This window comes from Rhodanobacter ginsenosidimutans, from assembly GCF_042655685.1.
Lineage (GTDB): Bacteria > Pseudomonadota > Gammaproteobacteria > Xanthomonadales > Rhodanobacteraceae > Rhodanobacter > Rhodanobacter ginsenosidimutans.
This window is the reverse complement of record NZ_JBHSMM010000004.1, coordinates 99,763-117,722: the sequence shown is the minus strand read 5'-3', so window position 1 is coordinate 117,722 and position 17,960 is coordinate 99,763. Positions and strand designations below refer to the sequence as shown.

Genomic DNA, 17,960 nt, shown 5'->3' with positions numbered 1-17,960 from the left:
AGTGTTGCGGCTTTATAGCGCGATCAGCTTGCTGGAAGCTTAGTTTTCACCGTGGCGATGGCGTCGATGCGCGCCCGCTCCATCGCCGCGCCGATGGCCGGCCCGGCCAGGCCTTGCGCCACGAACGCGGAAGCATTGACGGCGGCGGCCGCGGCGCAGGCCTCGCGCAGGTAATCCGCTTGCGGGTAAGCGTCGTCCTGATGACCGAGGCGGCCGCGCTTGTCGGCCATGCAGGCGGCCAGGAAAGCGTCCAGTCGCGCCGGGCGCCGCAAGGCATCCAGCGAGGACAGCAGCTTGGCCACGGTGGCCGGTTTCAGTTCGAACGCGCGGTGCGCATTCAGATGCTCGCGGCACACCGCCTCGGCCAGCGCCGCATGTTCGGTGGGCACCTTCAATCGCGCCGCCAGCTGGCGCAGCGGGGCCAACCCGCGTTGTTCGTGGCCGATGTGGCGGGGCAAGGTGTCGGCCGGCGTCAGCGCCTTGCCCAGGTCGTGGGTGAGCGCGCAGAAGCCGACCAGGTCGTTGCGCGGCGCCAGTTTCGCGGCGGCATCCAGCACCATTTCCACGTGCACGCCGGTATCGATCTCGGGGTGGAACTCGGCGCGCTGCGGCACGCCATACAACGCATCCACCTCGGGAAACAGCACGCGCAGCGCGCCGGCTTCGCGCAGCACGCGCAGGAAGGCCGAAGGTCGCGGCTCGGTCAGCGCCTTGCGCGTTTCCGCCCACACGCGCTCCGGCACCAGGTGATCGACCTCGCCATCGCGCACCATCTGCTGCATCAGGGCCATGGTTTCGGCGGCCACCGTGAAACCCAGCGGCGCGAAGCGGGCAGCGAAACGGGCCACCCGCAGCACCCGCACCGGGTCTTCCACGAACGCCGGCGACACGTGGCGCAGCACCCGCGCCTCGATATCGCGCACGCCATCGAACGGATCGGTCAGCACGCCGTGCTCGTCGCGGGCGATGGCGTTGATGGTGAGGTCGCGGCGCGCCAGATCCTGCTCCAGCGTCACCGTGGCATCAGCCTGGAACACGAAGCCGTGATAGCCGCGGCCGGTCTTGCGCTCGGTGCGCGCCAGCGCGTATTCCTCGCCCGTGTCCGGGTGCAGAAACACGGGAAAGTCCTTGCCCACCGGCCGGTAACCCAGCGCCAGCAGGTCGTCCGGCGTGGCCCCGACCACCACGTGGTCATGGTCCACCACCGGTCGGTCCAGCAGGGCATCGCGGACGGCGCCGCCGACAAGATAGATACGCATGCCGCGATCTTGCCACGCGCCGCGCATGCGCATCGTCATGGTGTTCAGCGGGCGGCGTAGATGAAGCCGTCGTCGCTACCGAAATACACGCTGCCGTCGTGCACCGCGGGCGACGAGTAGACCGTGCCTTCGGTGGACACGTAGCCCAGCAGTTTGCCGGTGGGTCGGTCCAGCGCCACCAGCTCGCCATCGCACAAGCCCACGTACACGGTCTTACCGACCACCACCGGCGAGGAAAACACGCGCCCGCGGGCATCGAACGACCATTGCTGCTCGCCGCTGGCCGCATCGATGGCCAGCACGGTATGCGCATCGGAGGTGCCGACGTAGACCGCGCCGTCGGCCACCGCGGGGCTGGAGATCACCCATGAGCCCTGGTTGTCGAACGCCCAGCGCTTGGTGCCGGTGCGGGTATCCAGCGCGTAGAGAAAGCCATCGCGACTGCCGAAATACACCGTGCCGCCGGCCACTGCGGGTGACGATTGCAGTTCGCCCAGCGGGAACTGGGCATTGCCCGCGGTCTTGAACGTCCAGCGCGGTTTGCCATTGCGGGCGTCCAGCGCGTAGAGCTTGCCATCCATGCTGCCGGCGTAGACCACGCCATCGGCCACCGCCGGCGTAGCGCGCACGCGGGCCTGGGTCTGGAACGACCACAACGGCTTGCCGTCAGCCGCGGCGAGCGCGTACACGCGGCCATCGGCGCTGCCCACGTACACCACGCCGTCGGCCACGACGGGCGAGGACTGGTAGAAATCCCAGCCCATGTACGGCGGCGGCAACGGCTTGCCGGTGCGGAACGTCCAGCGCGATTTGCCGCTGGCAGCGTCGACGGCGTGGATGGTGCCGTCGCCGGCGGCGACGTAGACCGAGGTGGCATCGGTGGCCGGCGAGGAGGTCAGTTCGCCGTCGGTGTGGAACGTCCACTTCTTCTTGCCGTCGACCGCGCCCAGCGCGTACAGGTTGCCGTCGTGGCTGCCGACGTAGACGGTGTCGTGTGCCACCACTGGGCTGGAGCGGTTCAATCGACCGGTATGGAACTTCCACGCCGGCGCGATGAGCTCGGGCGCGTCGGCATTCAGCAGCGCATCGCGCCAGCCACTGGTGGCGCACACGCCACTGCGCTCGGGGGTGCAGCCGAACATGCCCGCCCGCGCCGCCGACGTGCACAGCACGCCGCCCCACGCCACAGTGGCCAGCACCAGCATTCGCATCCAGGAGCTCGATGACATTCGTGTAAACCCCTTCAGGTGGTTCCCGGCAGACGGCCTGCCGAAAAGTGCCCCACTGTGTGGCAGGCGCCTCAGCGGCGCAACGAACGCGCGGCCGACAGCCGTCGTTGCCGCGCGGAGGCCGTCAGCAGCCGTGGCAGCCAGGGGGCGAACGCCTGTGGCGTGATGCCCAGCATGGCGTAGCCGTCGTTCTTGCCCACGGAATCGGTGCGCAGCGAGCGGAAGTTGTCCAGCGAGAAGGGTTTGCCCGGCAGCAGTTCGGCCAGTTGCGCCTGCAGCCGGCCGAGGCCGTCGGGCAACTCGAGGATCGGCGTACGGCGCCCGCTGGCGTCGCGGATCAGTCGCACGATCTCGCCCAGTGAAAACACATCCGGCCCGTAAAGCTCGAAGCCGCGCTGGCGGCCGAGCGCCGGGTTGTCGACGCAGCGGGCGATCGCCGCGGCCACGTCGCCCACCCAGGTCGGCGCCAGCCGCGCCTGGGCGCGCGCCAGCGGCAGCACCGGCAGCTGACGCAGCAGACGGCCGAACCGGTTCACCAGGCCATCGCCTTCGCCGAACATCACGCTGGGCTGGTACAGGGTCCAGTCCAGGCCGGACTGGCGCACGCGCGCCTCCATCTGGCCGCGCGATTTCAGGTAGTTGGACAGGCCCTGGCCGGCCTTCAGCGCGCTCATCTGGTGCAGCCGGGTCACGCCGTTGGCGCGGCAGGCCTCGATCACTTTCTCGACCAGTTCCACGTGCACGTGCTCGAAGCTGTGGATGCCGCGCGGGTTGAGGATGCCGACCAGGTTGATCGCGGCATCGGCGCCGGCCAGCTCGCGCTGCAGGACAGCCGGATCGTGCGCGTCGGCGCTGCGCACCTGCACCCCGGGCAGCACGCCGAGCTCGCGATGCTGCTCGCGGTTGCGGCTCAGCACCACGACGCGGTGGCCGTCGGCGGCCAGTCGCGGCACCAGGTGGCGGCCGACGAAACCGGTGCCGCCGAGCACGACGAGTTGTTGGGCGGGCATGCTCAACGCCCGTCGGCCGAGGTGGCGACCGGCGCGGCGGCGGACGTTGCCGCCGCCGGTGCCGTGCTGGCCGGGCAGCTGATGGCCTTGCGCGCGGCGTTCGCCGCCGCTGTCGCATACGGCTGGCCGATGGTGCTGAGGCGGGTCGTCAGCGGAATCACGGTGCCGTTGAGGCGCCAGTCGTAGATCACGCTGAACGCCATCACGCGGGCCACGTATTCGCGCGTTTCCTTGAACGGGATGCTGGCGATGAAGACGTCCGGCGCCAGCGTGCCGCGCGCGGCCAGCCACTGGTCGACGCGGTTGGGGCCGGCGTTGTACGCAGCGCTGGCCAGCCATGGCGAGCCGTCGAAACGCGACGCCATGTGGGCCAGATAACGCGTGCCCAGCGCGATGTTGGTGACCGGGTCGTAGAGGGTGTCGCCGCCGCCCCAGCTCATGCCGTTGCGTCGTGCCACCAGCGCGCCGGTGCTGGGCAGCAACTGCATCAGGCCGCGCGCATCGGCGCCGGAGCGGGCATCGCTCATCCAGGCGCTTTCCGCGCGCAGGATGCCGTAGGCCCACGCCGGATCGATCCCGGCCGCTTCGGCCTGGGGCACCAGGCCATCCTGGCTGGCCAGCGGGAAACGCAGGTCGTACAGGCGCAAGGCGTCACCACTGCTGAAGGCGAACACGGCGCGGTCGTACCAGCCGCGCTGGTTGGCGAGCGCGGCGGCAACCCGCACGGTGGCCTGATCGGCGCCTTGCAGGGCACGGTTCCATTCGCGTCGCGCCGGTTTCGGCAGGTCGACCGCGAACAGCTCCAGCGCGCGTTGCAGCCCCGGCCGTGCCAGCAGCGAGGCCTGCTGCGCGGGATCGTCGGCCAGCGTCAGCGGGCAGATGGCGTACGGCTGGCCCAGCTCGTCGGCGGCCAGGAAACCGAAGAAGGTCGCTTCGTCCGCCAACGTCTTGAACTGATTTTTCGCCTCGGCGGCATCGCCTTGTGCGGCCAGTGCGCGGCCATGGAAATAGCGCCATTCGCCGTCCTGGCGCAGCGTCGCCGGCATCGCCTCGATCGCCGCGATCACCGCCGGCCAGTTCTGTCGCGCCAGCGCCACGCGGGCGCGCCACTCGAAGGTGGCATCGGTTTGCGCGGCGGGCGGCAGGGCGATCAGCCGTGCCAGCGCGCGGTCGTCGAAATCGGTGGCGTGGAACAGCGCCAGCGTGGCGAGAATGTGGTTGCGCTGGGCCTCGCTGAACGGCAAGCGGCCCTGCAGCGTCTGCCAGCCAGCGTCGGCACTGGTGGACTGGCGTCGTGCCAGCCGGGTCAGGGCCAGCGTCGCGGCCCGGGTGTTGCGCTCACTGCTGGTCCAGCCGGATGCGGCCGCCACGGCGGCGGCCGGGTCGCGCCAGGCCTGCGCCAGGTGCAGCGCGGTGGGCTGATCGGCGGCAGGCAGCCAGGATGCCAGGCTGGCGACGGTGCCGGCCTTGCCGGCGTCGGCGGCGCGATCGATCCGATCCCACAAGCGCGCCGTGGTCAGCAGGCCCTGGTCGTGCGCGGCGCTCAGCACCGGATCGCAGGCGCCGGGCAGGTCGGGCTTGGCCCACAACGCGGCCAGGTCGCGCTGGAAATCGAGCGTGCCGCCGCCGGCCAGGCTGGCCTGCAGCGCGTTGCAGGCCAGCGCGTCGCCCAGGCCGGGCTGGTACAGCGCGGTAAAGTCGGCCCAGTCCTCGCGTCGCGCCAGCTCGCGCAGGAAATTGCGGCGCAGGTCGGCGGCGGGGATGAGGTCGGGGTAGCTCGCCAGATAATCCTCGACTGCGGTGCGGTCGATCAGGCGGATGTCGTGTTCCAGCGCCGCGGCCGGCAGGTACGGGTACAGCGGGTAGTCATGCAGGCCGGCCGCCAGCGTGCGCCAACCGGGATCGCCCTGACTGGCGGCGGCGTAGGCCTGCTTGAACGCGGTGCGCTGCGCATCGATGGAAGCCGCGGCCTGCGCCTGAGGCATGGCCAGCAAAGCACCGGCCGCCGCCAGCAACCCGCAGATAAAGCGCCGTGGCGCTGCACTCAAAAACATGGAAGCTCCTCTTTGGCCGATCCCCAGTGTAGTGGATGCGTCCCGTACCGCCGCCGTGAAGGCCGTGGTGCCGGCGCTGCTAAACTGGCGCGCTCCCACGCTTCAACCCACCAAGGACCGGCATGCCGTCCCCATCGTTGCCCCGCTACCGCCCGCAGGTGTTCGTCTGGCTGGGTTTGTTGCTCGCCGCGTTGGCGGTTGCCCTGGGCTGGTGGGTTGAAGGGCGGCCGGTGGCGCTGCCGGATGCGCCGTCGGCGCGGATTTCCTGCGTGTCCTACGCACCGTTCCGCGAAGCGGGGGAGACCCCGCTCGATCCCAACGCCTTCATCAGCCCGCAGCGGATCGATGCCGATCTGCAGGTGTTGTCGCAACGCTTCGACTGCGTGCGCACCTACTCGCAGGGACAGGGCCTCAGCGCCGTGCCGCGGATCGCCGCGCGCCACGGCATGAAAGTGCTGATGGGCATCTGGCTGGGCGCCGATCCGAAGGCCAATGAGGAACAGGTACGCCTGGGCATCGCCGCGGCCAAAGAAACACCGCAGGCCTTGCGCGGCGTGGTCGTGGGCAACGAAGTGCTGCTGCGCGGCGAATTGTCGGCGTCGGCGTTGGCCGGTTACGTGCGTCAGGTGCGCGACGCGGTGGACGCGCCGGTGACCTACGCCGACGTGTGGGAATTCTGGCTGCGCTACCCGCAACTGGCCGCGTCGGTGGACTACATCACCATCCACATCCTGCCGTATTGGGAAGACAAGCCGGTGGCGCCCGAGCGCGCCGTGCAACACGTGGCCGAGGTCTATGCCCGGGTGCAGCAGGCGTTTCCCGGGCGGCGCGTGATGATCGGCGAAACCGGCTGGCCCAGCGCGGGCCGGCCGCGCCAGCGGGCCGCCGCCAGCGTGATCAACGAGGCGCGCTACCTGCGCGAGTTCCTGCGCTACGCGGCGAAGGTGGATCTGCCGTACAACGTGATCGAGGCGTTCGACCAACCGTGGAAGCGGGCGCAGGAAGGCACCGTCGGCGGTTACTGGGGCATCTTCGACGCGCAGGCGAAAGCCAAATTCCCGATGCAGGGACCGGTGGTGGAAGAGCCGCGCTGGTGGATCGGTGAAGCCGCCGCGGGCGCCGGCGCGCTGCTGTTCGTGCTGGTCGGCGGCTGGCGGCGGCGTTGGCGCGGACGACTGGCGCTGATGCTGGCCGGCTGGGCCAGTGGCGGTGCGCTGGCGTGGCAGGCGCGGCAAATGGCCTACGCCTGCCGTGACGCCTGGGAATGGAGCATCTCGACCATCGCCTGCCTCTGCGCGCTGGGCACCGCGCTGTGGCTGGCGCGCTGGATCGCGGCACGGCTGGATGGCGAGCAGCGGGCGGAACTGCCGATGCTGCCGGTGCGCTTCGGCTGGCTGTTTGTACTGGCTTTCTACGGCTTGCTGCTGGTGTTCGACGGCCGCTACCGCGATTTCCCGCTGGGGCTGTTCGCGTTGCCTTGCGTGGGTTTTGCGCTGGCCGCGTGGCTGAGCCCGCGCGCGGTGTCGGCACTGTTGCTGGAGGCGCGCTTCCTGGCCGTCGCCTTGCTGCTGCTGGGCAGCATCGTGCTGGTACAGGAGCGTGGCCTGAATCCCGCCAGCTGGTTATGGCTGGGACTGAACCTGCTGCTGGCCGTGCCGGTGTTGCTCGGCTGGTGGCGCGCTGCGCGGCGGCGTGGCCTGCCGACGCAACAGGCGTAGGCAGCCGATCAGCAGGGCCAGCGCGCCCGCTTCGAAGCAATAGAGCTCAAGCGCAAACACGCCCAGCGCCGCGGCCAGCCACGCCAGCCATGCGCTTCGGTGCAGCAGAGCCGCAGCCGCGGCGATCAGCGCCGCGATACCGTAGATGTCATGCAGGAAACCCAGCACCAGCCATTGCCGCACGCTGCACCACCACGGGCCGTTGGCGGCGCCGCACAGCTGACCCATCGCGCTGCTTTCGATCAGGCCGTAGCGCAGCACCGCGGCGCCCACGCCCACCAGCGCCAGCAGCAGCCAGGGCAGGGCGGTTCGCCACCGTTGTCCGGCGGTGGTCGTCATTCGCGGTGACCGTTGGCGACGCTGCCGACGTTGGCCGGCAAGCGGATTTCCGCCGCCAGCGGCAGATGGTCGGAGAACGCCTGAGGCAGCGCCCAGACCTTGTCCAGCACGATGCCGGGCGAGGTGATGATGTGATCCAGCGCCCGCCGCGGTTTCCAGCTGGGAAACGTGGGCGTCGCCTGCGCGGGCGGCTGCAGGCTGCATTTGGCGAACAGCCGGGCCATCTCGGTGCTGCCCGGCTCGGTGTTGAGGTCGCCCATCAGCACCGCGTGCGGAAAATCCTGCAGCAGCTCGGCGATGAAGCCCAGTTGCTGCGCGCGGGCCGCGGCGCTGAGCGACAGGTGCGCGATCATCACCGCCAGCGCATTGGGGCCTTCACCGAATTGCGCCAGCAGCGCGCCGCGGCCGGGGATGCGGCTGGGCAGCGGGTAATCCAGCACGGCGTGCGGCTCCATCCGGCTGATCAGGCCATTGGCCGAATGCGCCAGCCGCGCCATCGGCCGGTTGGGCTGGTGGCTCCAGAACGGCATGCCGGCGGTTTCCGCCAGGTAGCGCGTCTGGTTGAGGAAACCCGAACGCAGGCTGCCGGCGTCGGCCTCCTGCAGGCCGATCACGTCGAACTGCGGCAGCACCTCGGCCAGCCGGTCCAGGTTGTCCATCTTGCTGCGCCCGGGCAGCACCGCGCTGAGGCTGCGGGTGACGTACTCGCGATAACGCTGCACGCTGCCGCCCGCCAGGATGTTGCAGCTGAGCAGGCGCAAGCGGCGTTCGTTGCCGCTTGCGGGGCTGCTGGTGGTGGGTACGGCGCGGTTCATCGCATCACATCGTGGGAAAGGAGGCGTCGGCGGGCCGATGCGGTGCCAAGCATGGAACAGCAAACGTGAAAGCGTGTGCGCTGGCCGACGCCGGGCTTATTTCCTGGCGGTCAGCTCGCGCTTGGCCAGCCACAGCGCCACCGCAGCCATTTCTTCCTGCGTCTTCACGCCGGTGATGCGGTATTTGCCGTCGACCACGATGGTGGGCGTGCTGTCGACCTGCCAATGGCGGATCAGGTCCAGGTCGCTTTTCATCGCGGCGGTGGCTGCGTCGGAGTTGGCGATGCGCAGGAATTCGGCACGATCCACGCCCTGGCGCGCGTAGAAATCAGCCAGATCGTCCAGCGAGTTGATCGGGTAGTTCTGCTTGAACTTGGCGTCGAACAAGGCCTGATGTGTGCGCTCGACCACGCCCAGCTGCTTGGCGGCGTAGTAGGCCCGCGCATACGGCAGCCATTCCGCACTGAACGGTGCGGGCAGCAGCTTGAATGTCACGCCGGCGGGCAGCTCCTTGCGCAGCTTCTCGGCCATCGGCGCGAAGTGGGCGCAGTGCACGCAGCCATAGGAGAAGATCTCCACCACCTCGACCTTGCCGTCATTGCTGAGCCGCTGGTTCGGCGCGGGCAAGGTGACGTACTCCGAGCCCTCGGTATAAGGCGCGGGCGTGGCCGGGCCGGGCTGCGCGGTGCAGGCGGCGGTAAGCATGAGGCCGGCGGCCAGGGTCAACACACGCAAGCGGGAAAATGTCTTCATGTGACCTCTCGATATGGGTGGCTTCGCGACCCGCCTCAAGTGCCGGGCGCGACTTACTTGCCGGCGGCTTCCTTCGCCACCAGCCAACGGGTCAGCTCGACCGTCTGCGCATAACCGCCGGCGCTGCCAACGGTGTAGCGGTACTTGCCATTGACCACCATGCTGGGCGTCTGTTCAATGCCCAGCGCCTTCACGCGCTCATCGGCGCGCTTCATTTTCAGGTTGGTGGCGAACGAGGCGGCCACCGCCTCGAATTCCTTCGGGTCGACGCCGAACGGCGCGTAGACCTTGGCCGCATCGGCGATCGTGGGCAGCGCGCTGGCGGGCTTGAGGCCGGTGCCGGCGGGGTTCATGGCGCTAAGCGCGCGGGTCTTCCACACCGCGTCGTACATGGCGTCGTTGCCCTTTTCGGCCACGCCCAGTGCCTGCGCGGTGAAGTACGCGCGCTGCAGCATCACCCAGTTTTCCGGCGGGTTGAACGAAGCCGGCAGGTAGGTCATCACCGCGTTGGCGGGCAGGCTGGCGGCGATCTGGTTGGCGGTGGCGTGGAACGCGTTGCAGGCGGGGCAGCCGTAGGAAAACACCTCGGTGACCTCGACCTTGCCAGGCTGGCTGGTGGGCTGCGCCGGTTCGATCAGGAAGTAGTTCTTGCCTTCGACCCACTTGCCGTCGTCAACGAACGGCGTGGCACTGCTGGCGACCGGGGCGGCCGCCTCAGGCTCGACGGCGCTCTCCGGTGCTGGCGCGGTGCTGGCCATGGCCGGGGCCATGATGGTGGTGGCGGTCGCCGCCGGTGCTGGCGTCACGCTGGCCGGTGCCGCCGGAGCGGTGGCGGTGGCCGTTGCCACGGGTGCGGCGGTCGGTGCGCTGGTGGTATCGCTGGAATTGCTGCAGGCCGCGAGGGCAAACAGGGCGGCACAGAGAAGCGGCAGACGTTTCAACATGGATCACCTCGACGGGTGTGGCGCAGCGGGAGCAAGCCAGAGTGGGGGCCCAAACCGAAAGCGCCGGCACAGGGCCGGCGCACGGGGAATCAGGGTTGGGTGGTCGATTCGGCGTCGGCGCTGTGCAGCCCTTCGATGTAGCTGGCCAGGGCGGCGATGTCCTTGCTGTCGAGCTTGGCGGCGATCGACGGCATGATCTTGGCGTGGGCGTCGTCGCCCCAGGTGGTGCCGTCGTGCCAGGCTTTCAGCGTGGCTTCCACGTACTGCGCATGCTGGCCGGCCAGGTGCGGGTACATCGCGCCGGGGTTGCCGCTGCCGTCGATGGAATGGCAGGCCATGCAGGCCGGGATGTCGCGGCTGGAATCGCCCTGGCGGTACAGCTTCTCGCCGTGCTCGACCAGCGCCTGATCGGCCACGCCGGGCAGCGGCTTCTTGGTGGAGAAGTAGGCGCCGAGGTCATGCATGTCCTGCTCGGAGAGCGGCGCGGCCATGCCCATCATGATCGGGTTCTGGCGCTTGCCCGACTTGAAGTCGGTCAGCTGGCGCACGATGTACTGCTCGCTCTGGCCGGCCAGCTTCGGGTACTGCGCATCGGCGGAGTTGCCATCCATGCCGTGGCAGGCGCCGCATACAGCGGCCTTGGCCTGGCCGGCGGTGGCGTCGCCCGGCTTCACGGCGGCGGGCGTTGCAGCCACGGCGGGCGCGGCGGCAGCGGCGGCCGGTTGGGCGGCCGTGGCGGCGGCAGCCGGCTGGGCATCCTGCGCCAGGGCCGTGCCGGACAGCACCAAGGCAAGGGCTACGGCGGCCCCGAGAACAGCTGGCCGAAAACCGGCGGACCGAAAACTCATACAATTGACTCCCGAGAGACTGCAGACACTGCCGTTGATTGCGCCCATGGGCCCGCGATCGGCAGAAACCGCAGAATTATCCCTGTGCCACCGTACCTTGGTCAAACCATCCCCATGCCGAATCCCTCAGAGTCTGCTCGTGATGTCCAGACGCCCCGCGCCGGGAGCTGTTTGCACGCAGGCCAAGAAAGAGTGAGGAAGTGGACGTCCGTCCACGACCGAACGATGACGCCGGCCTGCGCGCAAACAGACCCGGCCCGAAGGGTAGCTGTCGAGTGGCCGCCAGGCGGCAGCGCGCGGCTTGGCCTGACAGCCAGTCAGGCGCTGCGCCGCCCACTACCACCTGGCAGCCACTCGACGGCTACGCGGGGCATCTGGACATCATGAGCAGACTCTTACAGGGTGCGCAGTTTGTACTCGCCGCCCATCGCATCAGCCAGTTGCCTGCCGACCAGGGGGCAGAGGTGGCGTTCGCCGGCCGCTCCAACGCGGGCAAGTCCAGCGCGCTGAATGCGTTGACCAATCACAAGGGGCTGGCGCGCACGTCGAAGACGCCCGGGCGCACGCAACAGATGGTGGCTTTCAGCCTGCCGCCGACTCAGATCGACGGCGTGTCGCTGGAGCCGCGCCTGATCGACCTGCCCGGCTACGGCTACGCCAAGGTGCCGCTGGAGATGCGCGAGCACTGGAAGCTGGAGATCGACGCCTACCTGCACCAGCGCCGCAGCCTGCGCGGGCTGGTGTTGATCGTGGACATCCGCCATCCGCTGAAGGAATTCGACCGGATGATGCTGGAGTTCTGTTTCGCCACCCAGCTGCCCTGTCACGTGCTGCTGACCAAGGCCGACAAGCTGTCGCGCAACCAGGCCATGCAGGCGCTTGCCGCCTTGCGCAAGCAGTTTGCCGACAACAGCCCGCACGCCACCGCGCAGATTTTCTCGTCCTCCGCCAACACCGGCGTGGACGAGGCGCGCGAAGCGGTGATGACTTTGCTGCGCACGCCGCGCGAAATGGCTCCGGCCCACGACCGCTGACGTCCGCGCTCCGTCATGGCCAAGCTTTATTTCTATTACTCGGCAATGAATGCCGGCAAGACCACCAACCTGTTGCAGGGCGCGTACAACTATCACGAGCGCGGCATGCGCACGCTGATCCTCACCCCGGCGCTGGATAATCGTTACGGCGAGGGCGTGGTTGCCTCGCGCATCGGCCTGAAGGCGCATGCGCGCCGCTTCCGCGCCGAGGAGAACCTGCTGGCGCTGGTGCAGGCCGATATCGCGGCCCACGGTCCGCTGCATTGCGTGTTTGTCGACGAGGCGCAGTTCCTGGCCAAGGCGCAGGTATGGCAGCTCAGCGACGTGGTCGACCAGTTGCGCATCCCGGTGCTGGCGTATGGCCTGCGCACCGATTTCCGCGGCGAGCCGTTCGAGGGCAGCCAATACCTGCTGGCCTGGGCGGACGAGCTGCAGGAGATCAAGACCATCTGCCACACCGGCAGCAAGGCCACCATGGTGGTGCGCGTGGACGAGCACGGCCGCGCCGTCACCGACGGCCCGCAGGTTGAGATCGGCGGCAACGAGCGCTATGTCTCGGTGAGCCGCGCCGAGTTCAAGAAGATCAACCAGGGCGACGGCTCCATCGAACTGCAGCAGCCCGTGTTGCCGCTGGGCGAGCCGCGATGACGTTGCCGGGCTCACCCGCTGGCGACAATGCTGCCGTTACCTTGACCGACCGCCCACCGTTTTCGCGCATCCCAAGGAATCCCGCATGACCGAGACAAGCCCCGCCTGGCCGCGCCCGTACTGGACCCCGGGCGAAGAGAAAGCCGTGCTGGTGTTCTATGTGTTCGGCAAGTTCGACGCGGAGCTGGTGATCCCGTCGATGCGCTACCAGAGCCCGGGTTTGCCCCAGGGCATCGAGATCCAGCGCTTCCAGAACGCGGTGCTGCGCCAGTGGGATGGTTACCCGTTGCAGGGCGCCTTGGGCGAAATCCTGCACACCGAGAATCCCGAAATCACCCAGCAGGCGCGCATCGCGCCCGAGGTGCTGGTGGTGCGCGGCGAGATCGACGATCGCAACAGCCTCGACTACCTGCACGACACGCTGGGCGTGCTGGCCGGCCTGCTCGACGTGGGTGGCACCTCGATCCTCGATCCGCAGATCCTGAGCCTGTTCAGCGCCGACCAGTGGCGTCAGCGCTACCTGGTGCCCGGTGGCGCGCCGCCGCGCAATCACGTGCTGATCCTGTGCAACGCCGATGAAACGCCGGACCGCTCCTGGGTGCGCACCCGCGGCATGCGCAAGTTCGGCCGCCCCGACCTCAGCGTGCGCAACGTGCCCGAAAGCGAGCTGGGCCGCGCCGGCAGCATGTGCGAGCGGCTGATGGAATTCCTGTCGATGGGCGGCCATTTCCGCGCCGGCCAGGAACTCGCCGTCGACGGCCTGTCCAGCGACATGGTGGCCGAACCCGGCGGCAGCGCCGACGATCCGCAGTTCAACAACACCCATGTGGCGTTCCACTGGCCTGATTGAGGCTTTGCGGTAACGCAAAACCACCCTGTAGGAGCGGCTTCAGCCGCGACAGCTTTTGCTTTTGGTGGCGGGGAAAGCGTCGCGACTGAAGTCGCTCCTACATCAGCGTGCGCTCCTACTTTTGGCAGCGCGGGCACCAGAACGTGGAGCGCTGCCCCAGCGTCACCTGCCGGATCGGCGTGCCGCAGACGTGGCACGGCTCACCGCTGCGGCCGTAGACATTGAGCTCGCGAAAGAAATAGCCGGGCGCACCGTCAGGGCTGATGAAATCGCGCAAGGTGGTGCCGCCGCGTTCGATCGCCCAGGCCAGGATACGTTTCACCTCGGCGGCCAGCCGCGCATAGCGGGCGCGCGACACCGTGCCGGCGGCGCGGCGCGGGTCGATGCCGGCGGCGAACAACGCCTCGCTGGCGTAGATGTTGCCCACGCCCACCACGATCGCGTTGTCCATCAGGAACAGTTTCACCGCCGCCTTGCGGCCGCGCGAGCGGCGCCACAGCAGGTCGCCGTCGAAGTCGTCGGTCAGCGGCTCGGGGCCGAGGCTGGCAAGCAGTTCGTGGGTTTCGCCCGGCGCCTGCCACAGCAGGCAGCCGAACCGGCGCGGATCGGTGAAGCGCAGGATGCGCGGCGCCTGCGCGATCGTGCGTTCCAGCGCGATATCCACGTGATCGTGCTTGCCCACCGGCGCGTCCGGCGGCAGCACGCGCAGCACGCCGCTCATGCCCAGGTGCAACAACGCGCTGCCGGCCTCGGTGTGCAACAGCAAATACTTCGCGCGCCGTTCCACCGCCTCGATGCGCTGACCGGGCAGCAGGGTGGTGATCTGCGGCGGGATCGGCCAGCGCAAGTCGGGCCGGCGCAAGGTGACGCCCAGCACGCGGCGGCCGATCAGGTACGGCGCGATACCGCGGCGGGTGGTTTCGACTTCGGGCAGTTCGGGCACAGATGTTCCGCCGTCAGTGCAGATCGGTGACGTGGCCGGTGGGCGGCCGCGGCGTGTAGTGGGCGGGGACCAGCGCAACGCGATCACCCACGCGGACGTAGCGCTGCGGACCGGTGACCGAGGTCTCGCCGAATTCGATGCGCTGGCCGTTCAGGGTCAGCACGGCAGAGGGCGGCGCCAGGCCGATCTTCGCGGGCTGGAAATCGGCGGCCGGCCGCCAACTCAGCACGTTGGCGGCGGCGGTATCGGCCAGTTCGGCGAGGCGCCCGTCATCGGTGCGGCGGGGCGTGCCATCCACAATCCACCAGTGACCGTCGCGCTTTTCGTAATGCACCGCTGGCGCGCCAGAAATCGCCAGTGCGATATGGTCGACCGAGGCCGGTTCCAGGGTCAGCAAACTGCCGGGTGCAGCCTGCGCATCGCGCTGCCACTGCCATCCCGCCACGGCCAGCAGTGCGACCACCACGGCCAGCAGGGCAAGACGTCGGCGACTGGCGCGCGTCATCTCAGCGCCGCCGCCGACGCCACACAATGGCGCCACCGATCAGCAGCAACAGTAGCGGCAGCACGATCAGGAAGCCCACGCTGATCGCGTTGAGCCCGCCTTGGGAGATCTGCAGCAGCCGATCCGGCGCGCCGCGCGGCGGCAGGTCGACCAGCTTGTCGTCGCCCAGCAGCCAGTCGAACACGCGCTCGCCCAGCGCGCGGTTGCCACCGTTGCCCAGGAACGTGTTGGAGAGGAAATCGCCGTCGCCGATCACCACGGCGCGCTGCTCGCTCTTGTCCGGGCTGGGCGAAAGCCGGCTCAGCGCCAGCCCGAAATCCAGCGGCCCCTTCAACTCGCCGGCGGCGGCATCGAAGCGGATATCCGACGTGGCGTCGTTCGCGATCGGCTGGAATTCCGTCCAGCTTTGCGGGCCCGAGCGCAGGAACGGTGCCACCGCCCAGTCGCGCTGGCTGACTTGCGCCAGCGCCGACGCCTGCGGAAACAGCGTGGTGAAGGTGAAACCGCGGGTGATCGCCTGCGCCGGGTAGTCGCCGCGCGTGATGATGCGCGGATCGTGCAGGCCCAAGGCGGCGCCGGAACCGTCGACCAGCACGCCAGGTAACACGTGGACACCCAGCACGCTGGCCAGCGGATCGAGGCCCAGCGTGTCGTTCGCCGGCTCGGTTAGCCACAACAGGTTGCCGCCGCGTTGCACGTAGTCGACCAGGGCCTGCACCGCGCCAGGCGGCAGTGCCACCGTGGGGCTGGCCAGTACCACCAGGTCGGTGTGTTCCGGCACCGCGCTGACCTGGCTGAAATTCAACGGCACCGCGCGCATGCCGCGGCTTTCCAGCTGCGCCATGAACGTGCCCATGTCCGCATTCGCCTTGCCGTCGGCGCGCCGCTCGCCGTCGCCGGTGACGAAGGCCACCATGCGGTCGCTGCCGCGGATCAGGCGCTCCAGCGCGTTGGTGAGGCTGCGCTCGGAGAGTTCGTCCAGCCGCTGCTCGCGCTGGCCGTAGCGGATGATCAGCGCGCCATCCACGGTGATGCCCAGCTCGCGCATCGCGGCCGGGTCCTGCTGTGGATCGACAAAGCGCAGTTGCAGGTCGGGCTTCACTGCCTGGTAGCGCTGCAGGAAGCCGGCCACGGTCTGGCGCAGGTCACCTTGCGGGCTCGCGTAGCTGGTGATTTCCATCGGGCCATCCAGCCGCGCCAGCACCGCGCGGCTTTGCGCCGACAGGCTGGTGCGGCCGCCGGCGGTCCAATCCGATACATGGGCGAAACGCGTGCTGAGAAAGCCCAGCGCGCCGGCAGCCAGCAGCAGCATCAGCGCAAACAACCAGCCGTCCAGACGTCTGAATAGTGCGCGCATCAGCCGCGCTCCCGCTCGTTGTCGAGCCGTCGCGACGCCAGCGCCAGCGCCACCACGATCAGCAGCACAAACCAGGCAATATCGGCGGTGGAAACCAGCCCGCGCAGCAGTGGTTGCTCATGCGTGCTCATCGCCAGCCAGTTCAGTACGCCACCGTTGATGCCGGCCATCTGTGCGCCCACGTTCACGCTCCACAACGCCAGCGCGATGATCAACGCGGCCGCGGCGGCGATTGCCGGATGCGAGGCAAAAGCCGAGCAGGTCACAGCCAGCGCTGCCAGCACCGCCAGCATCAGCGCCAGACCCAGCGTGGCGGCGGCCAGCTTGCCCCAGTCCAGATCGGTGGCGTGCGCCAACGCCAGCGGCATCGCCAGCGTCAATGCCAGCCACAACAGCAGCCAGCCCAGCAGCGCCAGGTATTTGCCCAGCACGATGCGCGAGGCGGGCAGGCCGGCGGCAAACAGCAGCGGCAAGGTGCCGTTGCGCCGCTCGCCGGCGATCACCGACATGCCCAGCAACGGCACCACCAGGAAGGACAGCTGGGCCAGCTGGCCCAGTAGCGGCACCGCGACCAGATCGGTGAAACCCGGGCCATCCGGCAACGCGGCGCGCTGCACCTGTCCGGCCAGGAAACCGCCCAGCAGCAGGGTGAAATTCCACGCCAGCCAGGCCAGCGTCAATGCCGCCAGCACCCAGGCCAGCGGGCGCACCACCATGCGACGCCATTCCAGTCGCGTCACCGCGAACGTACCGGCCACGCCGCCGCTCATGCGGCGCGCGCCGCGGCGTCGCCGTGCATCGCGATCTCGAAGAAGGTGCGTTCCAGCGCCTGATGATCGTCCGCCTGCACCGGGCCGTCGTGGCGCAGGCAGCCGTCGTGCAGGATCGCCACGCGATCGCAGACGGCGGTGACCTCGGCCAGCAGGTGGGTGGACAGGATCACCGCCGTGCCGGCCGCGGCCTGCTCGCGAATCAGCCCGCGCAAGGCCACCGCTTGCACCGGATCGAGCGCGTTCGCTGGCTCGTCCAGCACCAGCAGCTCGGGCCGGTGAAGCAGGGCGCAGGCCAGCCCCAGGCGCTGGCGCTGGCCCTGCGACAGCACGCCGGCCAGGCGGCGGGCCAGCGGCTGCAGGTCGAGACGGTCCAGCACGCGTTCGCGGGCGGCGCGCAAGGTGCTGCCGTTCAGGCCGCGCAATCGGCCGTGCGCGTCGAGATGCTCGCTGACGCTGAGTTCTGCCCACACCGGCGCGCGTTCAGGCAGCCAGCCGATGCGGCTGCGGGCCAGTTCCGGGTGTTCCAGGAAATCCTCACCACGCAACCGGATGCCACCGCTGTCGGGGCGCAGCGCGCCGGCGATCATCGACAAGGTGGTCGATTTGCCCGCCCCGTTGACGCCCAGCAAGCCCAGCACCTGACCGGCGTGCAGCGACAGATCGAGGCCCCGTACGGCGTGCCGGCCGGCACGGCGGCGGCTGAGTCGGTCCAGTTGCAGGACGACGGGCGGCGAGGAGGGGATGATCGTGGTCATTGCGTGATTGTCACGGCGCCCCCACTGTTAAACAACAGGGCACGGATGCATGCAGGCTAACGGCCGGTTAGCTTTTTCCGCTTGACCGACTGGTATCATTGTGTTTCGCGCTGGCGCGCTGCCAGT

The 17,960-nt window shown here is 69.1% G+C and carries 18 protein-coding genes; 4 read left to right on the top strand and 14 right to left on the bottom strand.

From position 1 onward, the window contains the following. Window positions 1-23: 23 nt before the first annotated feature. From ACFPK0_RS14165 to ACFPK0_RS14150, 4 genes are all read right to left on the bottom strand, one after another. A complete protein-coding gene (locus tag ACFPK0_RS14165; RefSeq protein ID WP_377341650.1) occupies window positions 24-1,259 on the bottom strand; it encodes a multifunctional CCA addition/repair protein in 1,236 nt (411 codons plus the stop codon). 44 nt (window positions 1,260-1,303) lie between these two features. Continuing rightward, on the bottom strand, window positions 1,304-2,470 hold the full coding sequence (locus tag ACFPK0_RS14160) for a beta-alanine-activating enzyme beta-propeller domain-containing protein (RefSeq protein ID WP_377341648.1): 1,167 nt from the start codon (window positions 2,468-2,470) through the stop codon (window positions 1,304-1,306). An 89-nt stretch (window positions 2,471-2,559) separates the two neighbouring features. Continuing rightward, on the bottom strand, window positions 2,560-3,498 hold the full coding sequence (locus ACFPK0_RS14155; protein ID WP_377341646.1) for a complex I NDUFA9 subunit family protein: 939 nt from the start codon (window positions 3,496-3,498) through the stop codon (window positions 2,560-2,562). A gap of 2 nt (window positions 3,499-3,500) precedes the next feature. Further along, on the bottom strand, window positions 3,501-5,552 hold the full coding sequence (locus tag ACFPK0_RS14150) for a transglycosylase SLT domain-containing protein (RefSeq protein ID WP_377341644.1): 2,052 nt from the start codon (window positions 5,550-5,552) through the stop codon (window positions 3,501-3,503). Between the two features lie 122 nt (window positions 5,553-5,674). On the opposite strand from ACFPK0_RS14150, the gene ACFPK0_RS14145 reads away from it, so the two are divergent. Then, window positions 5,675-7,270, top strand: a complete 1,596-nt coding sequence (locus tag ACFPK0_RS14145; RefSeq protein WP_377341642.1) for a glycoside hydrolase family 17 protein — start codon at window positions 5,675-5,677, stop codon at window positions 7,268-7,270. On the opposite strand, the gene ACFPK0_RS14140 is transcribed toward ACFPK0_RS14145, so the two are convergent. The 5 genes from ACFPK0_RS14140 to ACFPK0_RS14120 all read right to left on the bottom strand — a co-directional run bounded on the left by ACFPK0_RS14140 (window position 7,175) and on the right by ACFPK0_RS14120 (window position 10,969). After that, window positions 7,175-7,609 (bottom strand): hypothetical protein, encoded by a 435-nt coding sequence (locus ACFPK0_RS14140; RefSeq protein ID WP_056607967.1) that lies wholly within the window; start codon window positions 7,607-7,609, stop codon window positions 7,175-7,177. The genes ACFPK0_RS14145 and ACFPK0_RS14140 overlap by 96 nt on opposite strands. Next, a complete protein-coding gene (locus tag ACFPK0_RS14135; RefSeq protein WP_007081369.1) occupies window positions 7,606-8,424 on the bottom strand; it encodes an endonuclease/exonuclease/phosphatase family protein in 819 nt (272 codons plus the stop codon). The genes ACFPK0_RS14140 and ACFPK0_RS14135 overlap by 4 nt, the downstream gene beginning before the upstream one ends. Before the next feature lie 96 nt (window positions 8,425-8,520). Further along, the gene (locus tag ACFPK0_RS14130; RefSeq protein WP_056084452.1) at window positions 8,521-9,177 is read right to left on the bottom strand and encodes a thiol:disulfide interchange protein DsbA/DsbL; all 657 of its coding nucleotides are present in this window, start codon (window positions 9,175-9,177) and stop codon (window positions 8,521-8,523) included. A 53-nt stretch (window positions 9,178-9,230) separates the two neighbouring features. Continuing rightward, the gene (locus ACFPK0_RS14125) at window positions 9,231-10,121 is read right to left on the bottom strand and encodes a thiol:disulfide interchange protein DsbA/DsbL (RefSeq protein WP_377341639.1); all 891 of its coding nucleotides are present in this window, start codon (window positions 10,119-10,121) and stop codon (window positions 9,231-9,233) included. 89 nt (window positions 10,122-10,210) lie between these two features. Beyond that, window positions 10,211-10,969, bottom strand: a complete 759-nt coding sequence (locus ACFPK0_RS14120) for a c-type cytochrome (RefSeq protein ID WP_377341637.1) — start codon at window positions 10,967-10,969, stop codon at window positions 10,211-10,213. Window positions 10,970-11,352: 383 nt separating this feature from the next. On the opposite strand from ACFPK0_RS14120, the gene yihA reads away from it, so the two are divergent. From yihA to ACFPK0_RS14105, 3 genes are all read left to right on the top strand, one after another. After that, window positions 11,353-12,003, top strand: a complete 651-nt coding sequence (gene yihA / locus ACFPK0_RS14115) for a ribosome biogenesis GTP-binding protein YihA/YsxC (protein ID WP_377341635.1) — start codon at window positions 11,353-11,355, stop codon at window positions 12,001-12,003. A 15-nt stretch (window positions 12,004-12,018) separates the two neighbouring features. Continuing rightward, window positions 12,019-12,651: a thymidine kinase gene (locus ACFPK0_RS14110; RefSeq protein WP_056084464.1), complete on the top strand. Its 633-nt coding sequence runs from the start codon at window positions 12,019-12,021 to the stop codon at window positions 12,649-12,651. A gap of 85 nt (window positions 12,652-12,736) precedes the next feature. Continuing rightward, entirely contained in the window at window positions 12,737-13,501 is a 765-nt protein-coding gene (locus ACFPK0_RS14105; protein WP_056084467.1) for a hypothetical protein, read from the top strand. 115 nt (window positions 13,502-13,616) lie between these two features. Here ACFPK0_RS14105 and mutM read toward each other — a convergent pair whose 3' ends face one another. Genes mutM through ACFPK0_RS14080 form a run of 5 tightly spaced genes read right to left on the bottom strand, consistent with a single transcriptional unit; the run spans window position 13,617 to window position 17,834 of the window. After that, window positions 13,617-14,444 carry a bifunctional DNA-formamidopyrimidine glycosylase/DNA-(apurinic or apyrimidinic site) lyase gene (gene mutM, locus ACFPK0_RS14100; protein WP_377341632.1) on the bottom strand — a complete coding sequence of 276 codons (828 nt, stop codon included), beginning with the start codon at window positions 14,442-14,444 and terminating at the stop codon, window positions 13,617-13,619. 13 nt (window positions 14,445-14,457) lie between these two features. Further along, window positions 14,458-14,949 (bottom strand): hypothetical protein, encoded by a 492-nt coding sequence (locus ACFPK0_RS14095; protein WP_056084473.1) that lies wholly within the window; start codon window positions 14,947-14,949, stop codon window positions 14,458-14,460. Window position 14,950: 1 nt separating this feature from the next. Continuing rightward, the gene (locus ACFPK0_RS14090; RefSeq protein ID WP_377341630.1) at window positions 14,951-16,306 is read right to left on the bottom strand and encodes a GldG family protein; all 1,356 of its coding nucleotides are present in this window, start codon (window positions 16,304-16,306) and stop codon (window positions 14,951-14,953) included. Further along, on the bottom strand, window positions 16,306-17,076 hold the full coding sequence (locus ACFPK0_RS14085) for an ABC transporter permease (RefSeq protein WP_377341628.1): 771 nt from the start codon (window positions 17,074-17,076) through the stop codon (window positions 16,306-16,308). The genes ACFPK0_RS14090 and ACFPK0_RS14085 overlap by 1 nt, the downstream gene beginning before the upstream one ends. Further along, entirely contained in the window at window positions 17,073-17,834 is a 762-nt protein-coding gene (locus ACFPK0_RS14080; protein ID WP_056607947.1) for an ABC transporter ATP-binding protein, read from the bottom strand. The genes ACFPK0_RS14085 and ACFPK0_RS14080 overlap by 4 nt, the downstream gene beginning before the upstream one ends. Window positions 17,835-17,960 lie beyond the last annotated feature (126 nt).